Source organism: Empedobacter sp. ULE_I140, from assembly GCF_053482575.1.
Genome location: NZ_JBQMTX010000001.1, coordinates 151,226 through 176,887, shown reverse-complemented (window position 1 = coordinate 176,887; position 25,662 = coordinate 151,226). Strand labels below are relative to the sequence as shown.

Here is a 25,662-nt window from a genome sequence, read left to right as displayed (position 1 = left end):
GATAAACTCTAACCTTACTCAATTTTTATTTTACAACTTTAAGAAGTTCTTTTTCTGCAACCACTTTTCTAAGTCCAGAACTTGAGAAACGGTGGTCTCTTGAATTGTAGTACAATTCGATTCCTTTTTCTTCACAATATTTACGTCCTGTGAAGTTTTTGTCTTGGTATTCAATACCTAAAATACGCACATCAATTTTGAAAGATCTCAAAACATCTTCCAAATCTTCTTCAGTTGCATAAGGCACAATTTCGTCAACAAATTTGCAACCTTTTAACTGAATGTAGCGTTCTACAACAGTTTGTGTTGGTTTGTTTTTTTCTGGTCGATCTAATGTTGGATCTGTTTGTAAACCTACAATCAAATAATCGCAATGTTGTTTTGCGTCTTCTAGCATTTTGATATGTCCAGCATGGAGCAAATCAAAAGCACTAAATGTAATTCCGATTTTCATAGTCAATTAGTTTAGTCTTTTATAGTTAGTTTTTCTTAATCTTCAGATGATCGGTTGTAATCATCTTCGATGCGAATGATGTCTTCTTCGCCAAAATACGTACCATGCTGAACTTCGATAAAAATTAATGTCTCATTACCTATGTTCTGAATACGATGTTTTGCTTTTAATGGAATAATAACGACTTCTCCCGCTCTGTATTCATATTCTTTATCATCAAGTGTCACCATTGCAGTTCCTTGAACAATTGTCCAAACTTCTGCACGATGATTGTGATATTGGTAAGATAAACGCCCGCCAACATTCACTTCTATTCTTTTTAATTTATATATATCGGTGTCCTCTAATACATAGTAAGAACCCCAAGGTCTGTTTCCTATTTCCATGTTTTATGCAATTTACGGAATATTTAGATACAACTCTAAAATACTCGATGAATAAATTGTTATGTTCATTCAAAAAAAAAACCTCAAACACATGCTTGAGGTTTTATAAATGTGGTGGTGCCTCCAGGAATCGAACCAGGGACACAAGGATTTTCAGTCCTTTGCTCTACCAACTGAGCTAAGGCACCGTCATTTTGGATTGCAAATATAAGAAGGTTTATTTATCATTTCCAAAATTATTTTTAAATATTTTCTGTTAATTTTTTAAGCAGTTGATTTTTATTCATTTATTTTTATAAAAAAATTACGAATCTGTAACAAATGGAATGGTCAATCACACTTTTGCACATCTGGAATTTTATCAAAGAATGGTATTGGGTTCCGCTTACAATCCTTTATATAATGGTGATTGTTACTATTTTGATCGAAAATCGAAACCCAACCAAAACAATTGCATGGATATTAGTGATTGTTTTTCTACCGTTTATTGGAATAATCCTATATTTTTTCTTTGGACAGAAATTTAAAAAAGATGAATTTTTTAAACGAATAGATAAGAATCATCAAAAAATCATCAATGAAAAATGGGCTGAAATGGATCAATTTGTTCAAGATGATTTAGATAAAGTAAAAGAAAGAATAGGTTCGTTTTCACAGGTTTATCGTTATTTAAACAATGCAAGAGTTGCTTATCCTGCTACAAATAATAAAGTAAAGTTGTTGACAAATGGAGAAGAAAAATTCCCTCTTTTTTTGGAAGCTTTACGTGAAGCGAAAGATCATATTCATCTCGAATATTATATTTTTGATGAAGATCATATCGGAAATGAAATCATTGATATTCTGATTGAAAAAGCTAAAAATGGTATAGAAGTTCGTGTAACCGCGGATGATTTTGGTTCACCAAAACTGAATAAACATCAATCAAGATTCGATGGAACAGGTGTGGAATTTCAAACATTTTTACCTGTTCGATTTTCGTCTTTGGCGAATTCTAATTACCGTAATCACCGCAAAATTTTGATTGTTGATGGCCAAAAAGCATTTGTAGGCGGAATTAACATTAGTGATAAATATATCAATCAAAATGGTGTAATAAGCCCAAATAATAAGGTTTATTGGCGTGATACTTCTGTGATGATTGAAGGAGATTCTATCAATAGTTTGCAATTGCATTTTTACTTAAATTGGATGATGACAGAAGGCAAAAAGTATAATATTTCTGATCCAAAATATTTTTATTCAAGTAAAGAAAAGAACGATTTTTCAACGGTTAGTTTTGGACTTTCTTCACCAGGAAGTGATTTACATTCGGCAATGGAAGCGATGGTTTTGGCAATTACTTTGGCGAAAAAGAAAGTGCAATTGTGCACGCCATATTTTATACCAAGTGACGAATTTAAAACAGCGATGATGATTGCGGTTTCGAGTGGAGTAGAAGTGGAGCTGATTATTCCTAAAGAAGGTGATTCGATAGTGGTACAACAAGCGTCATTATCGTTTCTAAAACCTTTGATGAAGCGGGGTGTAAAAGTTTATTTATACGAAAAAGGATTTATTCACGCCAAAACAATAACGGTTGATGATAAATTGGCTTTTATTGGAACAGTGAATTTAGATTATCGTAGTTTTATGATTAATTTCGAGATTACTTCGGTGATTGAAAACACGACGTTATTGCAACAAATGAGTGCTCAATTTGATATAGATAAAGAGGATTCAGAATTATTAAATATTGAAAAATGGGAAAATAGACCTTGGTATAACCGTGCGTTTGCATCGATTTGTAGATTATTAGCACCGATATTGTAAATATTTATTATATTTAATTTTAAATCAAGGTAATATGAAAAAGCTATCTTTGTTATCAATTGGAAAAATTGCTATAGGTGCAGTTCTAGCTTATGGTTTTCTAAATTTTATAGATCAACCAGATGTTATGATTGAATCTTTTAAAACTGGATTTTTAGAAGGAATCTTAGGAAAATAAAACAAAAACCTCCACTTCAATTAAAGTGGAGGTTTTTGTTTTTTATTGATTTTTAAAATCTTCGATTTCTTTTCTAATTTCTTCATATCGACTTCTCAAATCGTCTGAAATATTATTCGGGATATCTTTAATTTTCTTCAATTGTAATGAAATAAAAATCGCAAATAATCCGGTAGAAATAACTGCTAATCCTAGCCATGCAACAGCTGTTAAACCTGCTAATTGTGGAGATGATAATAAAATTAGGGAAATGATTAATCCAATAATAGCTAAGAACAGAGAAATTCCCCAATCTTTTACGCCATAATTTTTTAGGTCGAAAGCATAACTAATTCCAGAAATTGAGCGGAATAAAATTAAAAATCCAACATAATAAGCAAAAACTTCTAAACTTAGAATTGGATTTACAACTAACATAAATCCAACAATAGTTGTAATAATTCCATATGTCAATGTCCAGCCCCAACTATCAATTTCATCTTTGTTTGAGATCGAAAAAACAATTTCCGAAATTCCAGAGAATAAAAAAGATACAGCAAAAAATACTGAAAGTGCAACATACGATGCTGTTGGAAATGCGAATGTATAAATTCCAAGTCCAACGAATAATAATCCAATGATTAATAAAATCCACCAATATTTGACAGAATTTTTGATTGATTTGTAAAAAGTACGAGCCATTTTGAAAAAAAATATTTAAAATTATAGACTTAAAATTAAGAAATATTCTAATTAAACCTCTATTTTTTTGTTTTTTTATAATGATTATTGATTTCTTAAAATTCAGGATTTATTTCATGCTTACTAAAAATTAAATACTCTTAACTTTGAAGTTCGCTTAAAAATCAACGAAAATGAAGTATGGAATAGAGGCGGCTTCTATCTACGTTCCGCATATATATTTACCAATAAAAGATTTAGCAATTCAGCGTAATATTGATCCTGATAAACTTGAAATTGGTTTGGGTTTAAAGAAAATGTCAGTTTTAGACGCTCACGAAGATACAGCAACGATTGCTGCGAATGCTTTGTTGAAATTGATTACAGATTTTAATGTTAATCCAAATGAAATCGGACGAATTTATTTAGGAACAGAAAGTGCTTTGGATGGGGCAAAACCAACGGCAACTTACGCGGTTCAGTTAGTGGAATCTGTTTTGGCAAGTCAATTTGGAGAACGTCCTTTCAAACACACAGATGTTGTGGATATGACGTTTGCGTGCGTGGGTGGAGTAGATGCGATGCACAATTCTATCGATTATGTTCGTGTAAATCCAGCTAAAAAGGCGATTGTAATTGCAGCCGATTATGCAAAATATGGTTTAGAATCTACGGGAGAATATACGCAAGGTGCTGGTGCAGTAGCGATGTTAATTTCTAACCAACCAGATTTGATTGCGTTTGATAACAATTGGGGAATTGGCATGGAATCTGTTTTTGATTTCTTCAAGCCTCATCAAGCAACTTCTGATGCAACAATTTTGAATGCTTTAGGAACTACAAAATCTGAAATCGAAATCTTTTCTGATGAACCAGTTTTCGAAGGTCAATATTCTAACGAATGTTATAAAAACAGAGTTAGAGAAGCTTATTTTGATTTTAAAGAAAAAGCTGCTGTTGGAGATAAATTGTACGAAAATTGGCGATATATTGCTTTTCACTTGCCTTATGCATTTCAAGGAAAAAGAATGTTTTCGGATGTTTTTGCGTTAGAAAATGGTCAAGATAATTCGAATGAGAACTTGAAAATTGTTTCAAAATCGGATGAATATAAAGCCTTAATCAAAGAAAAAGTAGAACCAACTCAACGTGCTTCTTCAGAGATCGGAAATATGTACACAGCTTCTGTTTTCACGGCATTTTTATCAGCTTTACAAGTGAGTGCTGATAATGATGAAGAGTTGAATGGAAAAACTGTTGGATTTATTGCATATGGTTCTGGATCTAAATCTAAAGTTTTTCAAGGACAAATTGGTGAAGGTTGGAAGAATGTGATGAATAAAATGGATTTGTTCAATTATTTGAATCAAAGAGAAGCGATTTCTTTTGAACAATACCAAGATCTCCACAATAAAAATCTGAAAAGATCTATTAATGATTCGAAAGGATTTGCTTTAGATCGCATTGAAACTGAAATTCCAGATTTGAAAGGAGCGAGATATTATACTTACAAAGGATAGAAACATAAAAAAATCGCTCATTTGAGCGATTTTTTTATACTATTTTCTGCTTCCATTTCCCTCGTTTAAAGAGAATAAATGCTAAAATTGCAATAAACGTTTCCGAAACAGGAATTGCTATAAAAACGCCTTCTTCTTTTAGGTTGAAATGATACGTTAACACATACGCTAATGGAATTTGGAATAACCAAAATCCAACAAAATTGATAATCGTTGGCGTCATTGTATCGCCCGCGCCGTTAAAAGCATTCATCATTACCATTCCAATTCCGTATAATAAAAAACCAGTTGCCAAAATGTACATTCCTTCTTTTGCAACAAGTTTGATATGCGCTTCCGTTGTAAAAATTGAAACTAAATAATTACTTAATCCATAGAATATAACACTTACAATCAACATGTAGATGATATTAAATTTCATGGTCATAAGGACTGATTTTTCTGCTTTTTCGGGATCTTTATTTCCTAAGTTTTGACCAACTAAAGTTGCCGCAGCATTACTCAATCCCCAAGCAGGTAACATAAAAAACATCATCAGTCGTAAAGCTGTTTGATAACCAGAAGACGCAATTTCTCCACCAGATTGAGCAACAATTCGCGCAAGAATAATCCAACTACAACTTGCAATAATATATTGTACAATAGCAGGAACTGCAATTTTTACAATATTGATAATTAGTTTAGATTTTGGAACGAAATAACTCCATTTGATTTGAATTAATGAATCTTTTTTCGTTAAACCATACAATTGATAAACCACACCACCACTTCTACCAATTGCAGTAGCTAAGGCTGCTCCTTCTAATCCCATTTCAGGAAAAAAGAACCATCCGCGAACAAGAATTGGACACAGAATAATATTTATTCCGTTAGCTAACCACAAACTTTTCATCGCAATTGCTGCATTTCCAGCTCCGCGAAAAATTCCGTTAATCAAGAATAATAACACAATTGATAAACAACTTGCCATCATTATTTTAGTAAAATTCTTCCCGTATTCTGCGGCTTGTTCAGATGATCCCATCCAAATCAATAAATCTTTGGCGAATATAAATCCGAAAATACTCAACAGAATTGTAATGATTATCGATAATAAAATTGCTTGCGAAGCACTTTCCGAAGCTTTTTCGGGTTTCTTTTCTCCAATTCTTCGTGCAATAATGGCAGTTGCAGCCATACTTATTCCTATTGAAATCGAATAAACAATTGTTAATAAAGATTCTGTAAGACCAACGGTTTGTATGGCGAAAGCGCTTTCTTTTAAATGTCCTACAAAATATAAATCGACCAATGCAAAGACAGATTCCATCACCATTTCGAACATCATCGGAATTGCTAATAGAAATACTGATTTTTTGATTGGTAATGCGGTTAAATCTAAGTTTTCGCTTGAAAAAGATTGTTTAATCAACGAAAAAATAGACCCAATTTTGGCTGTTAAAGACTTTTCTACAGTCATTTTTTTTTGGTTTTTCTAATTAAAAATACTTGATAAATTTTTAAATCAAAATGAATTTAACGTTAAGTTGCCGCGAAGTTTTAAGTATTCATTTTAATTAAAATCTGAGAGGATTTTGCGCAAATTTAAATCATTTTTTTCAATACCAATTTATCTTTTTGATTTTATTATCTTTACCAAAACAGCTATTAGAAAAGAAATGAAAAAAACTGCTTTTATTTTATTTAATGTTGCGCTTATGGTAGGAGTGAATGCACAGAGTTATAAGAAAAAGTATCCAGATACAAAAAAAATTGATCATGTTGATACGTATTTTGGAGAAAATGTACAAGATCCATATCGTTGGTTGGAAGACGATTTGTCTGAGGATACTAAGAAATGGGTGATCGAACAAAATAAAGCAACTTATGCTTATTTGAATGAAATTCCATTACGTACACAATTGAAAAAATCTTTGACGGATATCTGGAATTACGAGAAAATTTCGACGCCTTTTAAAGAAGGAGATTATACGTATTACTACAAAAATGATGGTTTACAACAACACTCAGTTTTGTACCGTAAATTAGGTGAAAACGGAACAGAAGAAGTTTTTTTAGATCCGAATAAATTCTCAAAAGATGGTTCTGTTTCTTTAGCAGATGTTAGTTTTTCTAAAGATGGAAGCTTAGTCGCATATTCTATTTCAGAAGGTGGATCGGATTGGAGAAAAGTAATTGTTCTTAACGCAAAAGATAAAACTCAAGTTGGAGAAACATTGATTGATGTTAAATTCTCTGGAACAGCTTGGAAAGGAAACGACGGTTTTTATTATTCTTCTTATGATAAACCAAAAGGATCTGAATTATCAGAAAAAACAGATCAACACAAATTATATTACCACAAATTAGGAACGGCTCAGAAAAAAGATCAATTGATTTTTGGAGGAGCAGAAACACCTCGTCGCTATGTTGGTGCTTATTTGACGGATGATGAGCGTTTCTTAATTATTACAGCTGCGAATACAACAACAGGAAATGAGTTGTATTATCAAGATTTGTCTCAAGCAAATAGCCCAATCAAAACGATTGTGAACAACTTTGATACAAATACTTCTGTGATTGATAATGATGGGGAAACTTTCTACATTTTTACAAATAACAAAGCTCCAAACAATAAAGTAGTTAAAGCCGCTATTTCTGATTTGAGCGAAGCTGCTTGGAAAACAGTTATTCCAGAAACTGAAAATGTATTATCTGTTTCTACAGGAGGAGGTTATTTATTTGCTAAATACTTAAAAGATGCAATTTCGGTTGTAGAGCAATACAAATATGATGGATCAAAAGTTCGTCAAATTACATTGCCTGGAGTTGGTTCTGCATCAGGATTTGGAGGGAAAAAATCAGAGAAAGAAATCTATTTCGGATTTTCAAATTATATCACACCATCTACAAGCTACAAATACAATGTAGAAACAGGTTCTTCGGATGTTTACATTAAACCAAATGTGAAATTTAATTCAGATGATTACATTTCTGAACAAGTTTTTTATACGTCAAAAGATGGAACAAAAGTTCCGATGATTATTACGTATAAAAAAGGATTGAAGAAAAATGGTAAAAATCCTACAATCGTTTACGGATACGGCGGATTCAATATTAGTTTAACGCCAGGATTTAGTCCGGCAACTGCTGCTTGGATTGAAAATGGTGGAGTTTATGCTGTTCCAAACCTACGTGGAGGTGGAGAATATGGTAAAAAATGGCACGATGGAGGGCGTCAATTCAATAAATTAAATGTTTTTAATGATTTCATTGCTGCTGCAGAATACTTACAGAAAAACAATTACACTTCACCAGATTTTACTGCATTATCAGGAGGATCTAACGGAGGTTTATTAGTTGGAGCAACAGAAACAATTAATCCAAAAATAGCAAAAGTAGCATTGCCTGCAGTTGGTGTTTTAGATATGTTACGTTATCATACATTTACTGCTGGTGCAGGTTGGGGCTATGATTATGGAACAGCTGATGATAGTAAAGAAATGTTCGAGTATTTGAAAGGATATTCACCAGTTCACAACGTAAAAGAAGGAACATGTTATCCTGCAACATTAGTCACAACAGGAGATCATGATGATCGTGTAGTTCCTGCGCATTCGTATAAGTTTGCGGCTAATTTACAAGCGAAACAAGCGTGTGATAATCCAGTTTTAATCAGAATTGAAACAAAAGCTGGTCACGGAGCAGGTCGTTCGACAGAAGTTGTGATCAATGAAACAGCTGATAAATATGCATTCACTTTGTGGAACATGGGAATCAAAAAATTGAAATAAAAGATTTTTTAATTCAGTCAATAAAACCAAAATCCATCTGATTATTCAGGTGGATTTTTTAATTTTATCCAAAATATTATTGAATGAAAAAATTATTAACACTATTTATTTTATGCTCTACTCTTTCTTTTGGACAGTATATTAAAAAAGCAACTTTAGTTTTATCAGACGGAAAAAAAATGGAAGTTGAAGATGTTTTTTATGGAGATAAAGTTTATGAATATAAACTTAAAATGAATAAGTCTTCTAATCAAGCAATAATAAAAGAAGATGTTTCTGAAATTATTTTTGATTCTATTGATTTTATTAATAAAGTGGATCAAAATACTTATACCGAAATAAAGGATAAATATTATGAAAATGATTTGCCTGAAGGTATTTATGAAACAATTGAAGATTTTTATAAAAAAATTCCTTCCTCAACAAAAAAGGTTGTTGGAAGAGAAGAAGGTCAAAAATATTATGATAATCCAAAAGACTTAATGGCTTTTAAATATGTTGGAAGTGATGATATTTTAAGAAATACTTTTGCAGTTGTTTACAAAGGAAATCTTTACTTAAGCATAAAAGCATCTAATAAAAACGAAGCGAAGGAAATGAAAGGTGGTTTTATGATAGATTATTCAAAAAACTATTTCTTAAAAGTAAAGTTTGCAAATTCAGATTATTTTTACAGCGAAATATCTGCTATTCCTTCAGGTGAAGCAATTACAAAAATGGCTGTAGGAAGTTATTATGGAGCACCTTATAGGTTAAAATATATTTTGTATCCTTTTATTTTATTAAATAATGAACAAAAATTTTATGCTGTAAAAAACTGTAAGAGATTTAATGAATATTTTGAAAATAAATTGAATAAAAGGATTCCTTGTGAAAAGGATAATGATTTTTTAGATGATGTAAGAAAACTGATGATTTCGCAAGAATAAACAATTATAATAACCCTAAAATCCATCTGATTATTCAGGTGGATTTTTTAATTTTATCCAAAATATAATCGAATGAAAAAATTATTTACTCTACTTGCCTTATGTTCTACTTTTGCTTTTGGACAATATATATCAAAAGCGAAAATAACTTCTAAAAGCACAAATAATTCTTTTGAAATAAGAGATGTAAAATACATTAATGATGGAAAAGGATTACAATTCAAAACAGATTTATCAAAAAATACTTTCGCGGTAGTTAGAGTAAAAGATTTCGATTTGGTTTATGATTCTGAAAATTTGTCTAAAAATATTCCTGAAATAAAAGGTGTGTTTAGCAAAGAATTTTTTAGTTATCCTGATGGAGTTTATATGACTAAAGACGATTTTGTTTCCAAGAATGTAGAAAGTAAAGCATTTGAAATGAAACCAAATCTTTATGCAGACTTGTTTGAACAATCGGCAGATTTGGTTAATTTTTATGATACAAAAGGAAAATTTCCTGAATTTCAACAACGAGATTATTTTGCAATTGTACGAAATGGAGATGTTTATTTTAATGTAAAAGAGATAAAAAAGATTGCAAAAGATAAAAAAATCTTGTTAGCGAAAGAGATTCCAAACTTTGCTTATGTTAGAGTAAAAGCAGGATCAGATCATCATTTGTACATGGAACTGCCAAAATCACAACAAAATAATGGCTATTTAATGATGTTTGGAATTGCTGGAGCAATTGCTTCGACTGTTTTAGATACGAAGGACGTTCCAGAAGGTTATTCAGAAAATTATATCAATCTTGTGAAAGAAGGAATTATAACTTTTAATACAAATGATTATAAAGGAATTATTTTTGATACAAAAAATAAAGAATTTGAAATACTATCGAAATGTTCTGATTTAAATAGTTATGTGACGAAATATAATTCAGAGTTTAATTTAGATTGTAAGGCAGATTATTCTATAGATAAACAAAGAGAAATATTAAATAACCTTTAATAAATATAAAATGAGTACAAAAACATATGCAGCGTTTAACGAAACTGATCCATTAGCGCCACACACAATAGAACGTAGACATTTACATGCGAAAGATATTTTTATCGATATCGAGTATTGTGGGGTTTGTCACAGCGATATTCACACAGCGAAAGGAGATTGGGGAAAACCAAATTATCCGGTTGTTCCTGGACACGAAATCATTGGTCGAGTAAAAGAAGTAGGTTCTGAAGTGACGAAATTCAAAGTTGGAGATTTGGTTGGAGTAGGTTGTATGGTAGAGTCTTGTCAACATTGTCATTCTTGCGACGAAGGTTTGGAGCAGTATTGTGAAAATGGTTTTACAGGAACGTATAATTCTAAAAACTCGAAACATGGCGGAATCACTTACGGTGGTTATTCAGAAAATATTGTGGTAGAAGAAGATTTTGTGCTTCACGTACCCGAAAATATCGATGTAAAAGCTGCTGCGCCATTGTTGTGTGCGGGAATTACAACTTGGTCACCTTTGCGTCATTGGAATGTAAAAGCGGGCGATAAAGTTGGTGTAATCGGTCTTGGAGGTTTGGGACATATGGGTGTTAAATTTGCAAAAGCAATGGGTGCACATGTGGTAATGATTACAACTTCTGAGTCGAAAGGTGAAGATGCAAAGAAACTTGGGGCTGATGAGGTTTTGATTTCGAAAGATGCAACGCAAATGAAAGCTCACGCAAATTCATTCGATTTTTTATTGAATACAATTCCTGTGAAACACGATGTTAATCCATATTTACAATTATTAAAATTAGATAAAACAATGTGTATGGTGGGAGCTATTGAACCTTTAGATGCTGTTCACGGAGGTTTATTGATTATGAAACGTCGTAATTTGGCAGGATCTTTAATTGGAGGAATCAAGGAAACACAAGAGATGTTAGATTTTTGTGGAGAACACAATATTGTGTCTGATGTAGAAATGATCGATATTCAAAACATTAATACAGCATACGAACGAATGATGAAATCGGATGTGAAATATCGTTTTGTGATTGATATTAAATCATTGAAAGAATCTTAATTTAGATATAAAAACAAAAAAATCCGCTCATTAAGCGGATTTTTTTATTGAGTTTTCAAGTTCTATTTCGCAACAGAATCTTTTGTTGTTTCTGCTGGATTTACAGTTTTCGAAGAATCTACCGTAACTCCTTCTACAGAATCTGCCGCAGGAATTTCAGCTTTTTCAACACTTACAGAATCCTCAGCAACTGTTGTTGGTTCTCCAATACTTTTTGCCTCTTGTTTACAAGAAATTGCTGTGAAAGAAATCGCTGCAAAAGCGAATAACGCTAATTTTTTCATTTGATTTTTTTGTTTAATCTATTCTACAAATTATTTTTTCTCTGTTGTTGTAGTCGTAGTTGTTTCAACTTTTACAGGAGTTTCTTTTACAACTGCCGAATCTTTGATAACAACAGAATCTTTTCCTACAGAGTCAATTTTTACAGAATCTTCGATTGTTGTAATCGTGTCATTTTTTACTTCTGTTTCAGTTTTTGTTTCTTTCGATCCAAATAAATTACAAGATGTTAGACCAAATGAAGTTCCGATTACTCCTAATACGATTACGTTTAATGCTAATTTTTTCATAACTTTAATTTTTGATATGTTTAATTGATTTTTTTTTCTTGATTTTTTCAATCATTTTGTTGAACCAAAGTTAAGCAGACATCAAAGTTTTTTGAAGTAAAATAGTTGTAAGATGATTGTAATCCAATCATCTAATATTCAACAAATGTTTTACAACAAAAGAAATCATTTAACAAAGCATTAATAAAGAAATACAACTCAACATATCAAAAAAATTATTTTATTTGTAGTTGTATTAAAAGAAAATTTGTAAAATCGAAATTATTTTACAAAATATTGAAAACCAACTTTATAAATTTTATTTTTTTGAGCAAATTTACAGATATAGAAATTTTCGAAATTCTGAAAAAAACGATTTCAAATCGATTTTTGGAAGAAAATTCTGCTCAATCCGAAAATATCTCCGATTGGAAGGGGCAAGAAATTACATCTTTTCAAGACGATTTATTCAATAAAACCAGATCTACTGTTAGTGAAAAATGGTTTTATACGTATTTTAAGTCAGATTTTAAGAAACTTCCGCGTATTGATATGCTCAATCTTTTGGCACAATATTGTGGATATAAAAATTGGGCACACTTTCTTAATGTTCAGAAAATCGAACATTTTGGTCCAAATAAGACTGAAGAATCGACGATTGAAGCAACAGAAAACGAAAATTTTTCATCAGAACATATAATTCCAGAAGAATCTGAAGTAGAGATTCCAGCAGAAGTTAAACCATCAACAGAAAAAGAAATAATTCCGGTAAAAGAGAAAGTTGCTAAAACAAAACCTAAGCTAAAATTGATTTCGATAATAGCAGCAGCAGTTGTTTTGTTGAGCGGAATTGGAGCAACTATTTATTATTCAATTTTTGGTCAGCGAGAATATGAATTTTGTTTTGTAGATTCGGATAGACAAGCTGCAATTACCAATTCTGTTGAGGTTACAATTATTAGAGATGGTTTTACGCCACTTTATTTATCAACGAAAACAGGTTGTATCAAATTCGAATCGCAAAAAGATACAATCAAGATGTTTGTGAGTTCACCTTATTATAAACAAGATACGTTTAAGGTTAATTTGCATCAATATAATCAGCCAGAAAAGCTTTTGTTAGAGCCAGATGATTATAAAATTATGCTGTATTATTATTCGAATTCAGCAAAAGATCTGAAACAACGAATTTCTAAGCTAAATCAAATGATTGCGGATGATGCGTTGATTTATCAAGTGTATGACAATGATTTTTTTGGTGTAGAGATTCTTTCGAAACAACAATATATCAATTTAGTTACAATGCCTACGACATCGTTAAAGAATTTTTCTTTGATCGAATCGGAAAGGAAAAATGGAAAAATTGTGAAATTAAAATTTAAAATCCAGCAAGATGAGAACGATAAGTAAAATAGTTCAGTTTAGCATGATATTGCTGATGAGTGTTTGGATGATATTTTCGTGCAAAGACGATAAATATAAAGGAGATTATAACCCAGAAGCGATAAAAGGTTACAAAAACGAAGCATCGACAGTAAGTAATAAAATGGATTCGGTAGAAGCTGTAAATTTTATTGCAAAACAAAAATTGCGCGAGTTTTTCGAGCTTTCGGCGCTGGCATCTAATACCAATGATACGGTTGTTGATAGTTTGTTGAGAGATCAATTGTTATCTTATTTTCCTAAAAAAGATACGACCGAAATATTTTCGTTATTGAGAGAACTTCGTTCGAAAAAAGTAACATTTACTTCCGTTTCTAAATTTGCAATTTTACCAAAAGATTCAATTACACCAGACTCTATTAAGCGAATTGCGTATACAATTAATTATTTCAATTCGGATAAAAAGTTAATCGAAACCAATAATCATGTTGGGGTATTTGTGTTAAAACAAGAGCCGATCAAATTTCAACGAGAGTTTAAATTCTATTTTAGAACGTTAAATGATAAAAAAGACTCGATTCAGAAAGATTCAATTCCGTCTGGAGTAATACAGAAATCAAGAGGAAAATCGCCGAAATAAGCGTCTTCAATATATTCGATAGGTCTAAAATAAGTTAGACCTATTTTTTTTGAATCAGCTCTACATCTTGCCAAAAACTTATCATAATATCCTCCTCCGTAACCTACACGATTTCCTTTTTTATCGGCAACAAACATTGGAATAAAAATAACATCAATAGCTTTAGAATCAATTTCTGAATACTGAATAGGTTCTGGAATTTGAAGTGAATTTAATACCGTTTCGAAACCTTTTTCTACTTTACAATTAATCATATCATCGCCAATAACCAAAGGCAAAACCACCTCTTTTTGTTGTTGAAATAGCCAATTTATGATTGGATAAGTATTGATTTCGTTATTTTTTTCGATAGGTAAGAAAATATGAAAAGTCTGATCTGTAGAAAAATCTAATTGTTTAATGTGTTCGAAAATTTGATCACTCAAGTTATTCACTTCTTCTTTAGTGAATGATTTTCTCAACGTTCGATAATATTTTCTAGCTTCAGATTTTGTCATTTCTTCGTAGTTTGATACGAAGTTAAGAAATTATCAAAGTAAAAAAGTAGAGAGTAATAAATTCCAATTAATTTAGAAAAACTAAAACAAAAATAAAACAAGCGATTGCCATAAATAGTAATAAGTTTACCGGTTTTACTTTCATTTTACTGAATAAAGACTTTTTGTAAGTTTTGTGAATTCTTTTCGGTTTAGACATTTTATAGTTTATTTGTTTTCTATATAGATGCAAATATGTATAAAAGGTTGCTTATAAAAAAAAAGGGAAACCGTAAATATCTTTTATGAATTTGTATATTAATTAAATAAAATTAAAAAAATAAAAAGTCCATCAAAATTTTGATGGACTTTTATATAGCTAATGTTTTAACCTAAATTTCTTTTACTGTAATTATATTTACAGGGCAAGCTTTGGCAGCACGTTCGCAATTATCTGCGATAGAATGATCAGGGTCTTTCAACGTGTGGAAACCTTTTTTATCAATTGCTTTTAATAAAACAGATTTACCATCTTTTTTTGACATTCTGAATCGTTCTGGTGCTAACTCATAACAATAGTTGCATCCGATGCATTTATCGCGTTGTAACGTAATAATGACCATTGATAACTATTTTTTTAATGAGAATAAGCGCCTTCTTCAACACTATTTTGTTGCGTTCCTGGCTCTTCTACTTTTACTAATTTGTATAATTTATCAGATGGACGAATTCTAAATTCCATCGGAATTGTAATCGAATCACCTTTTTTAGCTGTATCAGATTTTACATCTTCCACCATCATTTCTGTTACCACCATTTCTTTGGCTCCAGTTGTTGGTCCTGTAACTAAAATTAAATCTCCAATTTTCAAATCATAGGCATCAATTACAAATTGACCAATACTTGGTTTTGGGAAGAAATGAACTCCTTTTCCGATATAAACTTTTTTCTGAGTTGCCATAGAACCTGGAACAGCAGACCATTCTCCTAATTTTTGACCTAAATAATATCCAGACCAAAAACCACGATTATAAACAGTTTGCAATAATCCCATCCAGTAATCCACTTTTTCTTTTGAATATGTTTTATCCGCAATAGAATCAATCGCTTCTCTATACGCACGAATTACAGTTGCAACGTATTCTGGAGCACGTCCACGACCTTCAATTTTCAATACTTTTACACCAGCATCAACCACTTCATCCAAAAATTCCATTGTACAAAGGTCTTTTGGCGACATCATGTATTCGTTATCTAATTCGATTTCGAAACCAGATTCTTGGTCGATTACCGTATATTTTTTACGACAGTTTTGTTTACAAGCTCCACGATTTGCAGAAGAATTGTGCGAATGTAAGCTCAAGTAACATTTACCTGAAACAGCCATACACAATGCTCCGTGACCGAAAATTTCGATTTCAACTAAATTTCCACTCGGTCCACGAACATCATCTTTGATAATCTGTTCACAAATCTTTTTCACTTGTTTCAAACTCAATTCACGCGACAATACCATTGTATCAGCAAACATTGCATAGAATTTTACTGTTTCGATATTCGTAACGTTAATTTGTGTCGAAATATGAATCTCAATCCCAATTTGTCTTGCATAAGCAATAACAGATTGATCCATCGCAATAACAGCCGTAATATTTGCTTCTTTTGCTCTGTCCAATAAGTTTTTGATTAAAGATAAATCGTGATCGTATATAATTGTATTTAAAGTAAGGTAAGAACGCACACCTTTTTCTTCACAACGTCTTACGATTTCTGGTAAATCGTCCATTGTAAAGTTTATTGATGCTCTCGCACGCATATTCAACTGCTCAACTCCGAAATATACAGAATCAGCTCCATTATCTAAAGCCGCTTGTAACGATTCGAAATTCCCAGCAGGAGCCATCAACTCCATTTTTCCATCTTTGGTCATACGAAAATTCTGATTTTAAGGTGCAAAGGTACAACAAAAAATACAAGTGATTAAGTTATTTATAATCAAGTTAAATTTTTGAGAATGAATTTACTTTGAAGTTTAAGTTAGTTTTTAGCATAATATTTGTTGTCAAACAATAAATGATATTCCATGAAAAAAATTATTTTATCAAGTATTTTAAGTATCGGTTTATTTGCCTCTTGTGCTTCAACTAAAGAATTGAAACAAGGAGAAGAATTGTTAACAGTTGCTCCAGAAACAAGAGAATGTACCGCAGGAGTTGCAAAAATGCAATGTATGATGGTAAAAGAAGCAAATGCAGCTGAATGGCAATATTTTTATAATCAGATTGAAGGATTTAAGCATGAACCAGGTTATGAATATCAAATTATTGTTTCAAAATCTGAAATTGAAAATCCACCAGCAGATGCATCTTCATTAAAATATAAGTTAGTAAAAGTTGTAAGTAAAAAATTAGCAACAATGAAATAATTTGAATCTACTTCAAAGAATTTCGAGTAATTTTGTAAAATGTTAATAGAAAGTCTTCAAAATCCAAGGATTAAAAACTTGCTGAAATTGCAAGAAAAATCGAGAGAACGTAAAAATCAAGGTTTATTTATTGTGGAAGGAACACAAGAAAATGAATTAGCTGTAAAAGGTGGTTACGAAGCGGTTGAAATTTATATTTGCGAAGATATTTATAACAAATCAATTGATTTTGGACAGGCAAAAGTATTTACAATTACCAAACAAGTTTTTGAAAAGCTTGCGTATAGAAAATCGACAGGCGGAATTATCGGTGCCTATAAAACGAAATCTTCGACATTAACGGATTTACAATTACCAGAAAATGCGTTGGTTGTTGTTTTGGAAGCTGTAGAAAAACCAGGGAATCTTGGTGCAGTTTTACGAACTGGAGATGGAGCAAAAGTAGATGCTGTAATTGTTTGTGATGAAACAGTTGATTTTTTCAATCCGAATGTGATTCGTTCTTCGGTTGGAACATTGTTTACCAATCAAATTACATCAGCAAGTAAAGAGGATGTTTTGGATTTCTTAAAGTCGAAAAATATTCAAGTTGTTTCAACATTTTTGAAAGATGAAACAAAGAATTTATACGAGGCTAATTTTACAAAATCATCTGCGATTATTTTAGGAACTGAAGCAACAGGACTTTCGGACTTTTGGGCTGATCATTCAGATTTGTTGATTAAAATTCCGATGTTAGGTTTTGTAGATTCGCTAAATGTGAGTAACGCAGCAGCGATTTGTGTTTACGAAGCTGTGAGACAAAGACAATAAGAGATAACTTAAAAAAATAAAAGCCACTTCTTTCGAAGTGGCTTTTATTTTTTTAAGTTATCAACCAAATTTTTTCATGCGCTTTGCAGCCTCATTCAACCAAGGTTGATAATTACAGTGTTTTTGTATCGCTTGATAAATTCCGTTGCTATTCGGATCTTTTGGATCAAGTTCATAGATTAATGAATTAATAAATCCGTTTTTTATCGATTGACTTTTGATGTTTTCCAATAAAGTATCTGGGGAAAGACCTTGATATAATTTTTCTTGTAAGTTTGTTAAGACAATATTACGGTAACTCTGATACGTTCTATAATACTCGTCATTATCTAAATCAATTTCGTCTAATTCTGTCAAAAAATTAACGGGTAATTGTTGTGAAGCAGGATTGTAGTAAGTGTACGAATCCTTGTATATGTACAACAAATTGATAAAATCGTAATTTAAATTCGTTTTTTCTGTTTTGATGAACGAAGAATTAACTTCTAATTTTTCTAAATTTTCGAAAACTTTTTGATGAAACTTTTTGATTTGATTTTTGAAATCTGGCGGAGCAAGTTTAAATAATTCGGTATGTTCAGTTAAGAATTTATCCGTTTTAAAACTTTTGTCAACCAAATAATTGTTTCGATTTTTTCCTATTCCAGAGAATTTGAAATTATTCTCCAAATGTTTTAAATCTGTATTTAGAATCAAACTATCACCTGGAATCAAATAAATTGTAAACTCTTCGCGCTCGATAGAAAGTGTTTTGTAGCCTTCGTCAACTAACTGAAGAGTATCCGAAAAGTTTCCATCAAAATCTAAAGCAAAAGCTTTTTCACGATTATTCAATAATAGATAAATGCTATCTGTTTGCGCATTTGCGATTCGTCCACTAAAGTAGACAAGTTCACCTTTTTCTTTTTTAGGCGAACAACTGTAAATTGTAATTAAAAGTAGTAGGAGAAATCTCCACAACGTCTTCATTTTCATTTTTCTCTCTGCCTCACAAAAGTAGAAAATTATTCTTCGTTTTGATGAATTTCGAAGTAAGAATCTATCTTAAAATTTTCTGGTTTATTTGCTGCCGCAACCGCCAATTTATCAGCTTCTTCGTTCCAATGATGTCCAGCATGACCTTTTATCCATTGAAATTTTACGCGATGAATTTTATAAACCTCTAAAAATCTTTTCCACAAATCAGCATTCTTCTTTCCTTTGAAATTCTTTTGCACCCAACCAAAAACCCAACGTTTTTCCACAGCATCTACCACATATTTAGAATCCGTCACAATAGTAATCTCCGTGTTGGTGAACTTTAGCGTTTCCAAAGCCGTAATAACTGCCAACAATTCCATTCGATTATTGGTTGTTAGTCGAAAACCTTGAGAAATTTCTTTTTTGACTTTTTTCTCGGTTTCCAACAAAATACAACCAAATCCTCCTGGACCAGGATTTCCCAACGACGAACCGTCTGTATATGCTACAATCGCCATGTTTTATGGTTTGTAATTTAACATTGTATCAATTGTTTGACGCGCAACAAAATGATAATTTGGACGCGCATCTTTATAAATATTCTTCGCTAAATCCAATTGATTAGATTCTTTTAAAGCTAAATATAAAGGCTCTAAAAATTTACGACGACCAACATTTACCAAGAATTCTTTTGCATTTGTATTAACTTTATCGTAGTGCATTAAAAATGCTTTTTCGTACCAAGCACATTCAATTTCTGGATTTTTTGAATTTGTAAAATCATAAATAGCATCCAAATAAGCTAAATCTTCTTTCGTGTTTTTAGTCGTATCAATTTGACGAATAAAATGAACCCATTCGTTTGTAGATCTCGTAGATATCGCCACTTTTTTCGGAGCAACTTTATTTCGCCCGTTTTTAATATCTTGCTGTAACTGTGCTTCTGCTAAATCGAATAATTTTGAAGTAGGTTTTTTCAAATCTTTTGGCCAACCTGTGTTATAAATCCATTCTTGAACAAAAGAATCGTCTCCATTTGTCAAATTAGTTTTCAAATACTCCACAAATTTTTCTGTCGTCATCGTTTGGAAAGCGTGCGAAGAAAAATATTGATTCAAGAATTTATCAAATTTTTTACGACCATATTTATCTTCTAACATTTTCAAAAATAAATAACCTTTATCGTACGGAACATCAGAAAAAGCATCATCAGGATTTGCACCTTTCATGTTCACTTTTAATGAAGTATATTTTTCTGGAATATTTTTCATCGACGTTTCCAAATCTTGAAAACCGATTACCGAAATCATATCTGCATAATCTTTTCCTTCTAATTCTTCCATAATTCTACGTTCGAAATAAACTGTAAATCCTTCATTTACCCAGAAATCATCCCAAGTAGAATTCGTTACTAAATTTCCAGACCAAGAATGCGCCAATTCGTGGGCAATCAAATTCGTCATCGAACGATCACCTACAATTGCAGTTGGTGTTGCGAATGTTAAACGCGGATTTTCCATTCCACCAAAAGGAAACGAAGGTGGTAAAACCAATACATCAAATTGTTCCCAAGGATATTTTCCGTACAATTTCTCGGCAGCCGTTACCATTTTTCCCATGTCGGCAAATTCCCACGCAGCAGCTTTCAATAAGCCAGGTTCTGCATAAACTCCCGTTCTGTTATCGATTGGTTGATATTGTACATCACCAACAGCCAAAGCAATCAAATAAGGTGCAATTGGTTGAGGCATTTTGAACGTGTAAACACCTTCTGCATTTTTCTCTTTCGGATTGATTGCACTCATCAAAGGCAACAAATCTTTTGGCGTTTTTACTTTTGCATCATACGTTAAGCGAACACTTGGTGTATCCTGAATTGGAATCCAAGAACGCGTTAAAATCGCTTGTCCTTGCGACAATAAAAACGGATGCTTTTTATCGTGAGTTTGTTGTGCATTTAACCATTGTAAGGCATTTGCGTCTGGAGAAGTTTTGTAGAAAACTTTTACAATTGTATCATTTGGCGTAACATCAATGATTAAGGCTTGACCTTTAATAGAATCTTTTTCACCTAATTTGTATGTTGTTTTTTTTCCATTCGCTAATAAAACTGAATCAATTATTAGTTTTTCGGTATCTAAAATCAATTGTTTTGCTTGATTATTTTCGAATGTATAAGCCGCCGAACCTTTGATTTGATGCGTATCGAAATCAGTTTCGATATCTAAACTCAAATGTTTGATGCGTGCTTGATCTAAATCAGCAAAAGTTTGATTATCCTTTGCTTCAGTTTCTGTGGTAGAAGTGATTTGTTTATTGCAACTAACCGCCGTTAAAGCCGTTCCTAATGCGATATAAACTAAATTTTTCATTGTTCTAAATCTTTTAAAATCATGTTGTAAGCAGCTTCTTTCAAAGCAACTTTATCGTTTTTTACATTCAAATCTTTCGTTTCGAAAGTCGCCACTAATCGAACTTTTATTTTCCCTGGATATCCTCGAAACCAATTGAATGGAAACATTTTATTAACACCATGAATCGCCAAAACAGCCAAAGGTGTTTGTGTTTCAATAGCAATGTTAAACGCTCCATCTTTGAAAGGATCCAAATAAATTTTGAATTCTTTGTCGTTTGTAACGCCGCCTTCAGGAAAAATAAAAATACTCAGATTTTTGTCTAACTTTTTCTTTGCTTCGGGATAAACAAGTGCTTTACTACGTGCACTTTTTCGGTCGACAGGGATACAAATTCGTTCGAATATTCGTCCAAAGATAGGGATTTTGAGTAACTCTGCCTTGCCTACAAATACGATTGGATGATGTTTTAGAATAGTCAACATCAACATAATATCCATCACCGAAGTATGATTAGCTATAAAAACATAATTTTCTTTCGGATCGAGTGGAACAAGTTTTTTGTAATCTATTCTAAATCCTGTTCCATACAAAACAAATTTTCCCCAATATCTTATAAATGGGTAGATGTAAGGAAATGTTTTATCGAAGTTTGCTAAAGGTAATACGATAAAAACACCAATTGTTAGGACATAAATTGCGGCTAATAAAATCATCCAAATGCGCCAAATAAGGACGAAGAAACCTGTGATGTATTTCATTGAGTTGGTTTAGTTGGGTAAAGATATGGAGAAAATGAAAACTAAACCTATGTTCCTATTTTTTCAAAAACTTCAAAATGGCTTCATTTAATACTTTTGGTTGCTCGAAAGGAACATAATGTGTCGAATTTGGAATAATCAATAACTCTGCTTTTGAAATATTTTGTTGAATTTCTTTTGTATGATTTTCGATTACTTCATCTTTTTCTCCAGCAATGACCAATACAGGATTTTGAATTTTATTTAAATCATTTTTTGGGATATTTGGTTCATTTAACATCAATTTGATTAAGCGTAAATTCGCGTTTTCGGAAGGTTTATTTGCTAAACTTTTCAAATTCTCAATCAGTTCTTTGCTTACTCCATTTGGGTTAAGAACAGCACCAATTATTATAATTTTATTAACTAATTCAGAATGTTGAACGTTAAAAATTAAAGCTGTATTTCCACCATCACTCCAACCAACAAGATTGACTTTCTTTAGATTAAGTTTTTGAATGACTTGAAATAAATCGTTTGCAAATTCTTCGTAAGTGTATGGAGTATTTGTCAAATCGGTACTTCTTCCTTGCCCACGCGTATCAACAACAATTACTCGATAATGCTTGGCAAAAAATGGAATTTGTTGATAAAAATCTTCTATACTTCCATTATTTCCATGTAGAAATATCAAAGGCTCACCTTGTCCATATTCTTCATAATAAATTTTCGCATCATTTATATCAATATATTTTCCTGACTTATTTTTTCCATAAATCGACTTTTTAGCACTCTCTTTATGTTGATAATATGAAATTAATTCTTTCGTTTTTGCATCAATTTCTTCAGGCTTTTCCTCATTTATAGTCAATTTATCTTTTGAATATAAAATATCTAAGTTAGCTATAAAAACCCCTGCAGAAGCTTCCCAATTACCTTGACTTTGATATCTAAACAACAAGTCTTTTGCTAAAGATTTTTTAGCAGAAACACCAAAAACAAAATCTTCTTGAGCAAGCTTTTTATAATCAACTAATTGTAGTGTCACAGCTATTTTATCCACATTTTTGAATCGAAATTTATATGGTGTTAAATCAATTTTTTGCCATCCAGTTGTAGATGTTTTATAAATAATATTTTCATCTAAAAGCGATTCTGTTGGCAAACCATTTTTAACAACGTAAATATTAACTTTTAACGTGATTTCTTCATATTTGGAACTTGGAATAATATGAAAATTAAATGCATTTAGTTTTGTATTTGGGTAAATTTCAAAAATATTTCCTTGTTCAATTGTTGGTACATTTTGATTAAACATTTTAGAAAAAGTAAGCATTGGACGAGTTTTTTGACCAATAATTTTCTCTTTCATTTTTTCTGTTTTAAGCGTAACTTCTGACAATGAAATTGATTTTTCATTCAAGATTATAATTGAATTCTGTTGAACTTCTTCTATAGATTTTGAAATTTCATCATAACCTAATGCATCAAAAATTAATTGACTTTTAGATAGATTTTCTGGAATTTCGATAGAAAAGTTACCATTTTCATCTGTAATTGCTCCAACTTCTGAATTTTTTATTCCAATCGAACAATATGAAATTGGCAAATTATTACTGTCTTTTACACTTCCTTTTAATTTAATTTGAGCTTGAAGAATTGTACAAATTGTTACGATTAATATAAAAAAATAGTTGCGCATATTTTATTGTTTTGGTTATAAGACGAATTGTTTTTAAAAAGGTTACATGAGAAGATTGATAATTATTTCTTAAATTTTTGTTTCCTACAACGTTATCGTGACAACATTGATTTTGAGATGAAGTTGAAATGATTAAATTTGTTAAGGAAAGAATACTAAAAATATTATGGCTTTAAATACAATCAATCCAACAACTACAAAGGCTTGGAATGCTTTAGAACAACATTTTCAAACGATTCAGCATACATCAATCAAAGAATTATTTGCTCAAAATGCAAATCGTTTTGAAAAATTTTCAATTCAATATCCTTCATTATTAGTAGATTATTCAAAAAATAGAATTAATGCAGAAACGATTCAACTTTTGGTTGATTTGGCGAAAGAAATGGATGTTGATACGGCAATTCAGCAAATGTTTGAAGGAGATGTCATCAACGTGACAGAAAAACGAGCTGTTTTGCATACAGCTTTACGTAATCGCTCTAATGAAGAAGTTTTGGTTGACGGAAAAGATGTGATGCCTCAAATTAATGAGGTGTTAGATCAGATGAAATCTTTTTCGGAAAAAGTAATTTCGGGTGAATGGAAAGGTTTTTCAGGAAAAGAAATTACAGACGTTGTCAACATTGGAATTGGAGGTTCTGACCTTGGACCTGTGATGGTGACGGAAGCGTTGAAACATTATAAAACTCGTTTGAATATTCATTTTGTTTCGAATATTGATGGAACGCATTTAGCAGAAACTTTTAAAGAAATAAATCCAGAAACAACCTTATTTATTGTTGCTTCAAAAACATTTACAACGCAAGAAACGATGACAAATGCTTTTTCAGCAAAAGAATGGTTTTTGAATTCTGATGCTCAAGAAGCTGATGTAGCGAAACATTTTGTGGCGTTATCGACAAATGCAGAAGGTGTTGCTAATTTCGGAATTGATACGGCAAATATGTTCCAATTTTGGGATTGGGTTGGTGGTCGTTATTCATTGTGGAGTGCGATTGGTTTGAGCATTGCTTTGGCAGTAGGTTTCGATAATTTCGAAGAATTGTTAGAGGGAGCGCATGAAATGGATGTGCATTTCAAAACAGAAACTTTAGATCAAAATATACCAGTAGTTTTGGCGCTTTTAGGAATTTGGTACAACAACTTCTTTGGTGCAGATTCGGTTGCTTTGTTACCTTATGAACAATATTTATCGCGCTTTGCAGCATATTTTCAGCAAGGAGATATGGAAAGTAATGGTAAATATGTTGGTCGTGATGGAAAAAAAGTAGATTATGAAACGGGACCAATTATTTGGGGAGAACCAGGAACAAATGGACAACATGCTTTTTATCAATTAATCCATCAAGGAACAAAATTAATTCCAGCCGATTTTATTGCAGGAGCTAATTCGTTGAATGTTTTAGGCGACCATCATGCAAAATTATTATCAAACTTTTTTGCTCAAACAGAAGCTTTAGCTTTTGGAAAAGATGAAGAAACGGTTGTTGCTGAATTAGAAAAAGCAGGGAAATCGAAAGAAGAAATTGATTTCTTAACTGCTTTCAAAATTTTTGAAGGAAATCGTCCTACAAACTCAATTTTATATCAAGTATTGACTCCAAAAGTTTTAGGAAATTTAATTGCGATGTACGAACACAAAATTTTTGTGCAAGGTGTTATTTGGAATATTTTCTCTTTTGATCAATGGGGAGTAGAGTTAGGAAAACAATTAGCAAATGTGATTTTACCAGAGTTAGAAAATGATGAACAAGTTACTTCTCATGATGCTTCTACAAATGGATTAATCAATGCTTATAAATATTGGAGAAAATAATTTATCAATATAATTACTAAAAAATCCGCTCAAT

General features: G+C 31.6%; 26 protein-coding genes and 1 tRNA gene. 12 read left to right on the top strand and 15 right to left on the bottom strand.

What is annotated here, in order from left to right; all coding sequences use genetic code 11:
* Positions 1–25: 25 nt before the first annotated feature.
* The 3 genes from ACTS9J_RS00825 to ACTS9J_RS00815 form a co-directional block, all read right to left on the bottom strand.
* The gene (locus ACTS9J_RS00825) at positions 26–454 is read right to left on the bottom strand and encodes an adenylyltransferase/cytidyltransferase family protein (protein ID WP_180905607.1); all 429 of its coding nucleotides are present in this window, start codon (positions 452–454) and stop codon (positions 26–28) included.
* A 35-nt stretch (positions 455–489) separates the two neighbouring features.
* Positions 490–840, bottom strand: a complete 351-nt coding sequence (locus tag ACTS9J_RS00820) for a phosphomannose isomerase type II C-terminal cupin domain (RefSeq protein ID WP_448352705.1) — start codon at positions 838–840, stop codon at positions 490–492.
* A gap of 112 nt (positions 841–952) precedes the next feature.
* Positions 953–1,028, bottom strand: a tRNA-Phe gene (locus ACTS9J_RS00815).
* Positions 1,029–1,161: 133 nt separating this feature from the next.
* Here ACTS9J_RS00815 and cls point away from each other — a divergent pair.
* Both cls and ACTS9J_RS00805 read left to right on the top strand, forming a co-directional pair.
* Positions 1,162–2,652 (top strand): cardiolipin synthase, encoded by a 1,491-nt coding sequence (gene cls / locus ACTS9J_RS00810; protein ID WP_448352704.1) that lies wholly within the window; start codon positions 1,162–1,164, stop codon positions 2,650–2,652.
* Positions 2,653–2,686: 34 nt separating this feature from the next.
* Entirely contained in the window at positions 2,687–2,830 is a 144-nt protein-coding gene (locus tag ACTS9J_RS00805; RefSeq protein WP_168801854.1) for a hypothetical protein, read from the top strand.
* A gap of 42 nt (positions 2,831–2,872) precedes the next feature.
* On the opposite strand, the gene ACTS9J_RS00800 is transcribed toward ACTS9J_RS00805, so the two are convergent.
* On the bottom strand, positions 2,873–3,511 hold the full coding sequence (locus ACTS9J_RS00800; RefSeq protein ID WP_291068824.1) for an HdeD family acid-resistance protein: 639 nt from the start codon (positions 3,509–3,511) through the stop codon (positions 2,873–2,875).
* A gap of 173 nt (positions 3,512–3,684) precedes the next feature.
* Here ACTS9J_RS00800 and ACTS9J_RS00795 point away from each other — a divergent pair, with 173 nt between their 5' ends.
* Positions 3,685–5,010: a hydroxymethylglutaryl-CoA synthase family protein gene (locus ACTS9J_RS00795; RefSeq protein ID WP_448352703.1), complete on the top strand. Its 1,326-nt coding sequence runs from the start codon at positions 3,685–3,687 to the stop codon at positions 5,008–5,010.
* 34 nt (positions 5,011–5,044) lie between these two features.
* On the opposite strand, the gene ACTS9J_RS00790 is transcribed toward ACTS9J_RS00795, so the two are convergent.
* A complete protein-coding gene (locus ACTS9J_RS00790; protein ID WP_448352702.1) occupies positions 5,045–6,469 on the bottom strand; it encodes an MATE family efflux transporter in 1,425 nt (474 codons plus the stop codon).
* A gap of 199 nt (positions 6,470–6,668) precedes the next feature.
* Between ACTS9J_RS00790 and ACTS9J_RS00785 the strand changes: the two genes are divergently transcribed.
* The 4 genes from ACTS9J_RS00785 to ACTS9J_RS00770 all read left to right on the top strand — a co-directional run bounded on the left by ACTS9J_RS00785 (position 6,669) and on the right by ACTS9J_RS00770 (position 11,765).
* On the top strand, positions 6,669–8,783 hold the full coding sequence (locus tag ACTS9J_RS00785; protein WP_291068818.1) for a prolyl oligopeptidase family serine peptidase: 2,115 nt from the start codon (positions 6,669–6,671) through the stop codon (positions 8,781–8,783).
* 83 nt (positions 8,784–8,866) lie between these two features.
* Positions 8,867–9,712: a hypothetical protein gene (locus ACTS9J_RS00780; protein ID WP_448352701.1), complete on the top strand. Its 846-nt coding sequence runs from the start codon at positions 8,867–8,869 to the stop codon at positions 9,710–9,712.
* Between the two features lie 72 nt (positions 9,713–9,784).
* Positions 9,785–10,705, top strand: a complete 921-nt coding sequence (locus tag ACTS9J_RS00775) for a hypothetical protein (protein WP_448352700.1) — start codon at positions 9,785–9,787, stop codon at positions 10,703–10,705.
* A 10-nt stretch (positions 10,706–10,715) separates the two neighbouring features.
* A complete protein-coding gene (locus ACTS9J_RS00770) occupies positions 10,716–11,765 on the top strand; it encodes an NAD(P)-dependent alcohol dehydrogenase (RefSeq protein ID WP_286486698.1) in 1,050 nt (349 codons plus the stop codon).
* Positions 11,766–11,827: 62 nt separating this feature from the next.
* On the opposite strand, the gene ACTS9J_RS00765 is transcribed toward ACTS9J_RS00770, so the two are convergent.
* Together ACTS9J_RS00765 and ACTS9J_RS00760 are read right to left on the bottom strand one after the other, a co-directional pair.
* Entirely contained in the window at positions 11,828–12,049 is a 222-nt protein-coding gene (locus ACTS9J_RS00765) for a hypothetical protein (RefSeq protein WP_180905617.1), read from the bottom strand.
* Positions 12,050–12,079: 30 nt separating this feature from the next.
* The gene (locus tag ACTS9J_RS00760; RefSeq protein ID WP_286495840.1) at positions 12,080–12,337 is read right to left on the bottom strand and encodes a hypothetical protein; all 258 of its coding nucleotides are present in this window, start codon (positions 12,335–12,337) and stop codon (positions 12,080–12,082) included.
* 306 nt (positions 12,338–12,643) lie between these two features.
* On the opposite strand from ACTS9J_RS00760, the gene ACTS9J_RS00755 reads away from it, so the two are divergent.
* Complete coding sequence (locus ACTS9J_RS00755; protein ID WP_286495841.1) at positions 12,644–13,726, top strand: hypothetical protein; 1,083 nt, start codon at positions 12,644–12,646, stop codon at positions 13,724–13,726.
* Positions 13,710–14,339 (top strand): hypothetical protein, encoded by a 630-nt coding sequence (locus tag ACTS9J_RS00750; RefSeq protein ID WP_180905620.1) that lies wholly within the window; start codon positions 13,710–13,712, stop codon positions 14,337–14,339. Before ACTS9J_RS00755 ends, ACTS9J_RS00750 begins: the two co-directional genes overlap by 17 nt.
* On the opposite strand, the gene ACTS9J_RS00745 is transcribed toward ACTS9J_RS00750, so the two are convergent.
* The 3 genes from ACTS9J_RS00745 to ACTS9J_RS00735 all read right to left on the bottom strand — a co-directional run bounded on the left by ACTS9J_RS00745 (position 14,279) and on the right by ACTS9J_RS00735 (position 16,745).
* Positions 14,279–14,836: a 5-formyltetrahydrofolate cyclo-ligase gene (locus ACTS9J_RS00745; protein ID WP_280049495.1), complete on the bottom strand. Its 558-nt coding sequence runs from the start codon at positions 14,834–14,836 to the stop codon at positions 14,279–14,281. The two genes, ACTS9J_RS00750 and ACTS9J_RS00745, sit on opposite strands and share 61 nt — an antisense overlap.
* A gap of 371 nt (positions 14,837–15,207) precedes the next feature.
* Positions 15,208–15,438, bottom strand: coding sequence for a ferredoxin (locus tag ACTS9J_RS00740; RefSeq protein WP_038336269.1), 231 nt, complete (start codon positions 15,436–15,438; stop codon positions 15,208–15,210).
* A 14-nt stretch (positions 15,439–15,452) separates the two neighbouring features.
* Positions 15,453–16,745 (bottom strand): peptidase U32 family protein, encoded by a 1,293-nt coding sequence (locus ACTS9J_RS00735; RefSeq protein ID WP_280035167.1) that lies wholly within the window; start codon positions 16,743–16,745, stop codon positions 15,453–15,455.
* Between the two features lie 153 nt (positions 16,746–16,898).
* Here ACTS9J_RS00735 and ACTS9J_RS00730 point away from each other — a divergent pair, with 153 nt between their 5' ends.
* Positions 16,899–17,240 (top strand): DUF4377 domain-containing protein, encoded by a 342-nt coding sequence (locus tag ACTS9J_RS00730; protein WP_219034657.1) that lies wholly within the window; start codon positions 16,899–16,901, stop codon positions 17,238–17,240.
* 39 nt (positions 17,241–17,279) lie between these two features.
* Complete coding sequence (locus tag ACTS9J_RS00725; protein ID WP_280035170.1) at positions 17,280–18,053, top strand: TrmH family RNA methyltransferase; 774 nt, start codon at positions 17,280–17,282, stop codon at positions 18,051–18,053.
* Positions 18,054–18,113: 60 nt separating this feature from the next.
* Here the strand turns inward: ACTS9J_RS00725 and ACTS9J_RS00720 are convergent, their stop codons facing one another.
* The 5 genes from ACTS9J_RS00720 to ACTS9J_RS00700 are packed head-to-tail and all read right to left on the bottom strand — an operon-like array spanning position 18,114 to position 23,809.
* On the bottom strand, positions 18,114–19,028 hold the full coding sequence (locus tag ACTS9J_RS00720) for a hypothetical protein (RefSeq protein ID WP_448352699.1): 915 nt from the start codon (positions 19,026–19,028) through the stop codon (positions 18,114–18,116).
* Positions 19,029–19,057: 29 nt separating this feature from the next.
* Positions 19,058–19,531, bottom strand: a complete 474-nt coding sequence (gene rnhA / locus ACTS9J_RS00715; protein WP_038336544.1) for a ribonuclease HI — start codon at positions 19,529–19,531, stop codon at positions 19,058–19,060.
* 3 nt (positions 19,532–19,534) lie between these two features.
* Positions 19,535–21,385 carry a M1 family metallopeptidase gene (locus tag ACTS9J_RS00710; protein ID WP_448352698.1) on the bottom strand — a complete coding sequence of 617 codons (1,851 nt, stop codon included), beginning with the start codon at positions 21,383–21,385 and terminating at the stop codon, positions 19,535–19,537.
* On the bottom strand, positions 21,382–22,128 hold the full coding sequence (locus tag ACTS9J_RS00705; protein ID WP_416411136.1) for a lysophospholipid acyltransferase family protein: 747 nt from the start codon (positions 22,126–22,128) through the stop codon (positions 21,382–21,384). The genes ACTS9J_RS00710 and ACTS9J_RS00705 overlap by 4 nt, the downstream gene beginning before the upstream one ends.
* Before the next feature lie 55 nt (positions 22,129–22,183).
* Positions 22,184–23,809, bottom strand: coding sequence for an alpha/beta fold hydrolase (locus ACTS9J_RS00700; RefSeq protein ID WP_448352697.1), 1,626 nt, complete (start codon positions 23,807–23,809; stop codon positions 22,184–22,186).
* Between the two features lie 166 nt (positions 23,810–23,975).
* Here ACTS9J_RS00700 and pgi point away from each other — a divergent pair, with 166 nt between their 5' ends.
* Positions 23,976–25,628, top strand: coding sequence for a glucose-6-phosphate isomerase (pgi, locus tag ACTS9J_RS00695; RefSeq protein WP_448352696.1), 1,653 nt, complete (start codon positions 23,976–23,978; stop codon positions 25,626–25,628).
* Positions 25,629–25,662 lie beyond the last annotated feature (34 nt).

Coding starts and splice junctions, on each gene's coding strand:
- ACTS9J_RS00825 (WP_180905607.1), bottom strand. CDS start 454: ATGAAAATCGGAATTACATTTAGTGCTTTTGATTTGCTCCATGCTGGA.
- ACTS9J_RS00820 (WP_448352705.1), bottom strand. CDS start 840: ATGGAAATAGGAAACAGACCTTGGGGTTCTTACTATGTATTAGAGGAC.
- cls (WP_448352704.1), top strand. CDS start 1,162: ATGGAATGGTCAATCACACTTTTGCACATCTGGAATTTTATCAAAGAA.
- ACTS9J_RS00805 (WP_168801854.1), top strand. CDS start 2,687: ATGAAAAAGCTATCTTTGTTATCAATTGGAAAAATTGCTATAGGTGCA.
- ACTS9J_RS00800 (WP_291068824.1), bottom strand. CDS start 3,511: ATGGCTCGTACTTTTTACAAATCAATCAAAAATTCTGTCAAATATTGG.
- ACTS9J_RS00795 (WP_448352703.1), top strand. CDS start 3,685: ATGAAGTATGGAATAGAGGCGGCTTCTATCTACGTTCCGCATATATAT.
- ACTS9J_RS00790 (WP_448352702.1), bottom strand. CDS start 6,469: ATGACTGTAGAAAAGTCTTTAACAGCCAAAATTGGGTCTATTTTTTCG.
- ACTS9J_RS00785 (WP_291068818.1), top strand. CDS start 6,669: ATGAAAAAAACTGCTTTTATTTTATTTAATGTTGCGCTTATGGTAGGA.
- ACTS9J_RS00780 (WP_448352701.1), top strand. CDS start 8,867: ATGAAAAAATTATTAACACTATTTATTTTATGCTCTACTCTTTCTTTT.
- ACTS9J_RS00775 (WP_448352700.1), top strand. CDS start 9,785: ATGAAAAAATTATTTACTCTACTTGCCTTATGTTCTACTTTTGCTTTT.
- ACTS9J_RS00770 (WP_286486698.1), top strand. CDS start 10,716: ATGAGTACAAAAACATATGCAGCGTTTAACGAAACTGATCCATTAGCG.
- ACTS9J_RS00765 (WP_180905617.1), bottom strand. CDS start 12,049: ATGAAAAAATTAGCGTTATTCGCTTTTGCAGCGATTTCTTTCACAGCA.
- ACTS9J_RS00760 (WP_286495840.1), bottom strand. CDS start 12,337: ATGAAAAAATTAGCATTAAACGTAATCGTATTAGGAGTAATCGGAACT.
- ACTS9J_RS00750 (WP_180905620.1), top strand. CDS start 13,710: ATGAGAACGATAAGTAAAATAGTTCAGTTTAGCATGATATTGCTGATG.
- ACTS9J_RS00745 (WP_280049495.1), bottom strand. CDS start 14,836: ATGACAAAATCTGAAGCTAGAAAATATTATCGAACGTTGAGAAAATCA.
- ACTS9J_RS00740 (WP_038336269.1), bottom strand. CDS start 15,438: ATGGTCATTATTACGTTACAACGCGATAAATGCATCGGATGCAACTAT.
- ACTS9J_RS00735 (WP_280035167.1), bottom strand. CDS start 16,745: ATGACCAAAGATGGAAAAATGGAGTTGATGGCTCCTGCTGGGAATTTC.
- ACTS9J_RS00730 (WP_219034657.1), top strand. CDS start 16,899: ATGAAAAAAATTATTTTATCAAGTATTTTAAGTATCGGTTTATTTGCC.
- ACTS9J_RS00725 (WP_280035170.1), top strand. CDS start 17,280: ATGTTAATAGAAAGTCTTCAAAATCCAAGGATTAAAAACTTGCTGAAA.
- ACTS9J_RS00720 (WP_448352699.1), bottom strand. CDS start 19,028: ATGAAAATGAAGACGTTGTGGAGATTTCTCCTACTACTTTTAATTACA.
- rnhA (WP_038336544.1), bottom strand. CDS start 19,531: ATGGCGATTGTAGCATATACAGACGGTTCGTCGTTGGGAAATCCTGGT.
- ACTS9J_RS00710 (WP_448352698.1), bottom strand. CDS start 21,385: ATGAAAAATTTAGTTTATATCGCATTAGGAACGGCTTTAACGGCGGTT.
- ACTS9J_RS00705 (WP_416411136.1), bottom strand. CDS start 22,128: ATGAAATACATCACAGGTTTCTTCGTCCTTATTTGGCGCATTTGGATG.
- ACTS9J_RS00700 (WP_448352697.1), bottom strand. CDS start 23,809: ATGCGCAACTATTTTTTTATATTAATCGTAACAATTTGTACAATTCTT.
- pgi (WP_448352696.1), top strand. CDS start 23,976: ATGGCTTTAAATACAATCAATCCAACAACTACAAAGGCTTGGAATGCT.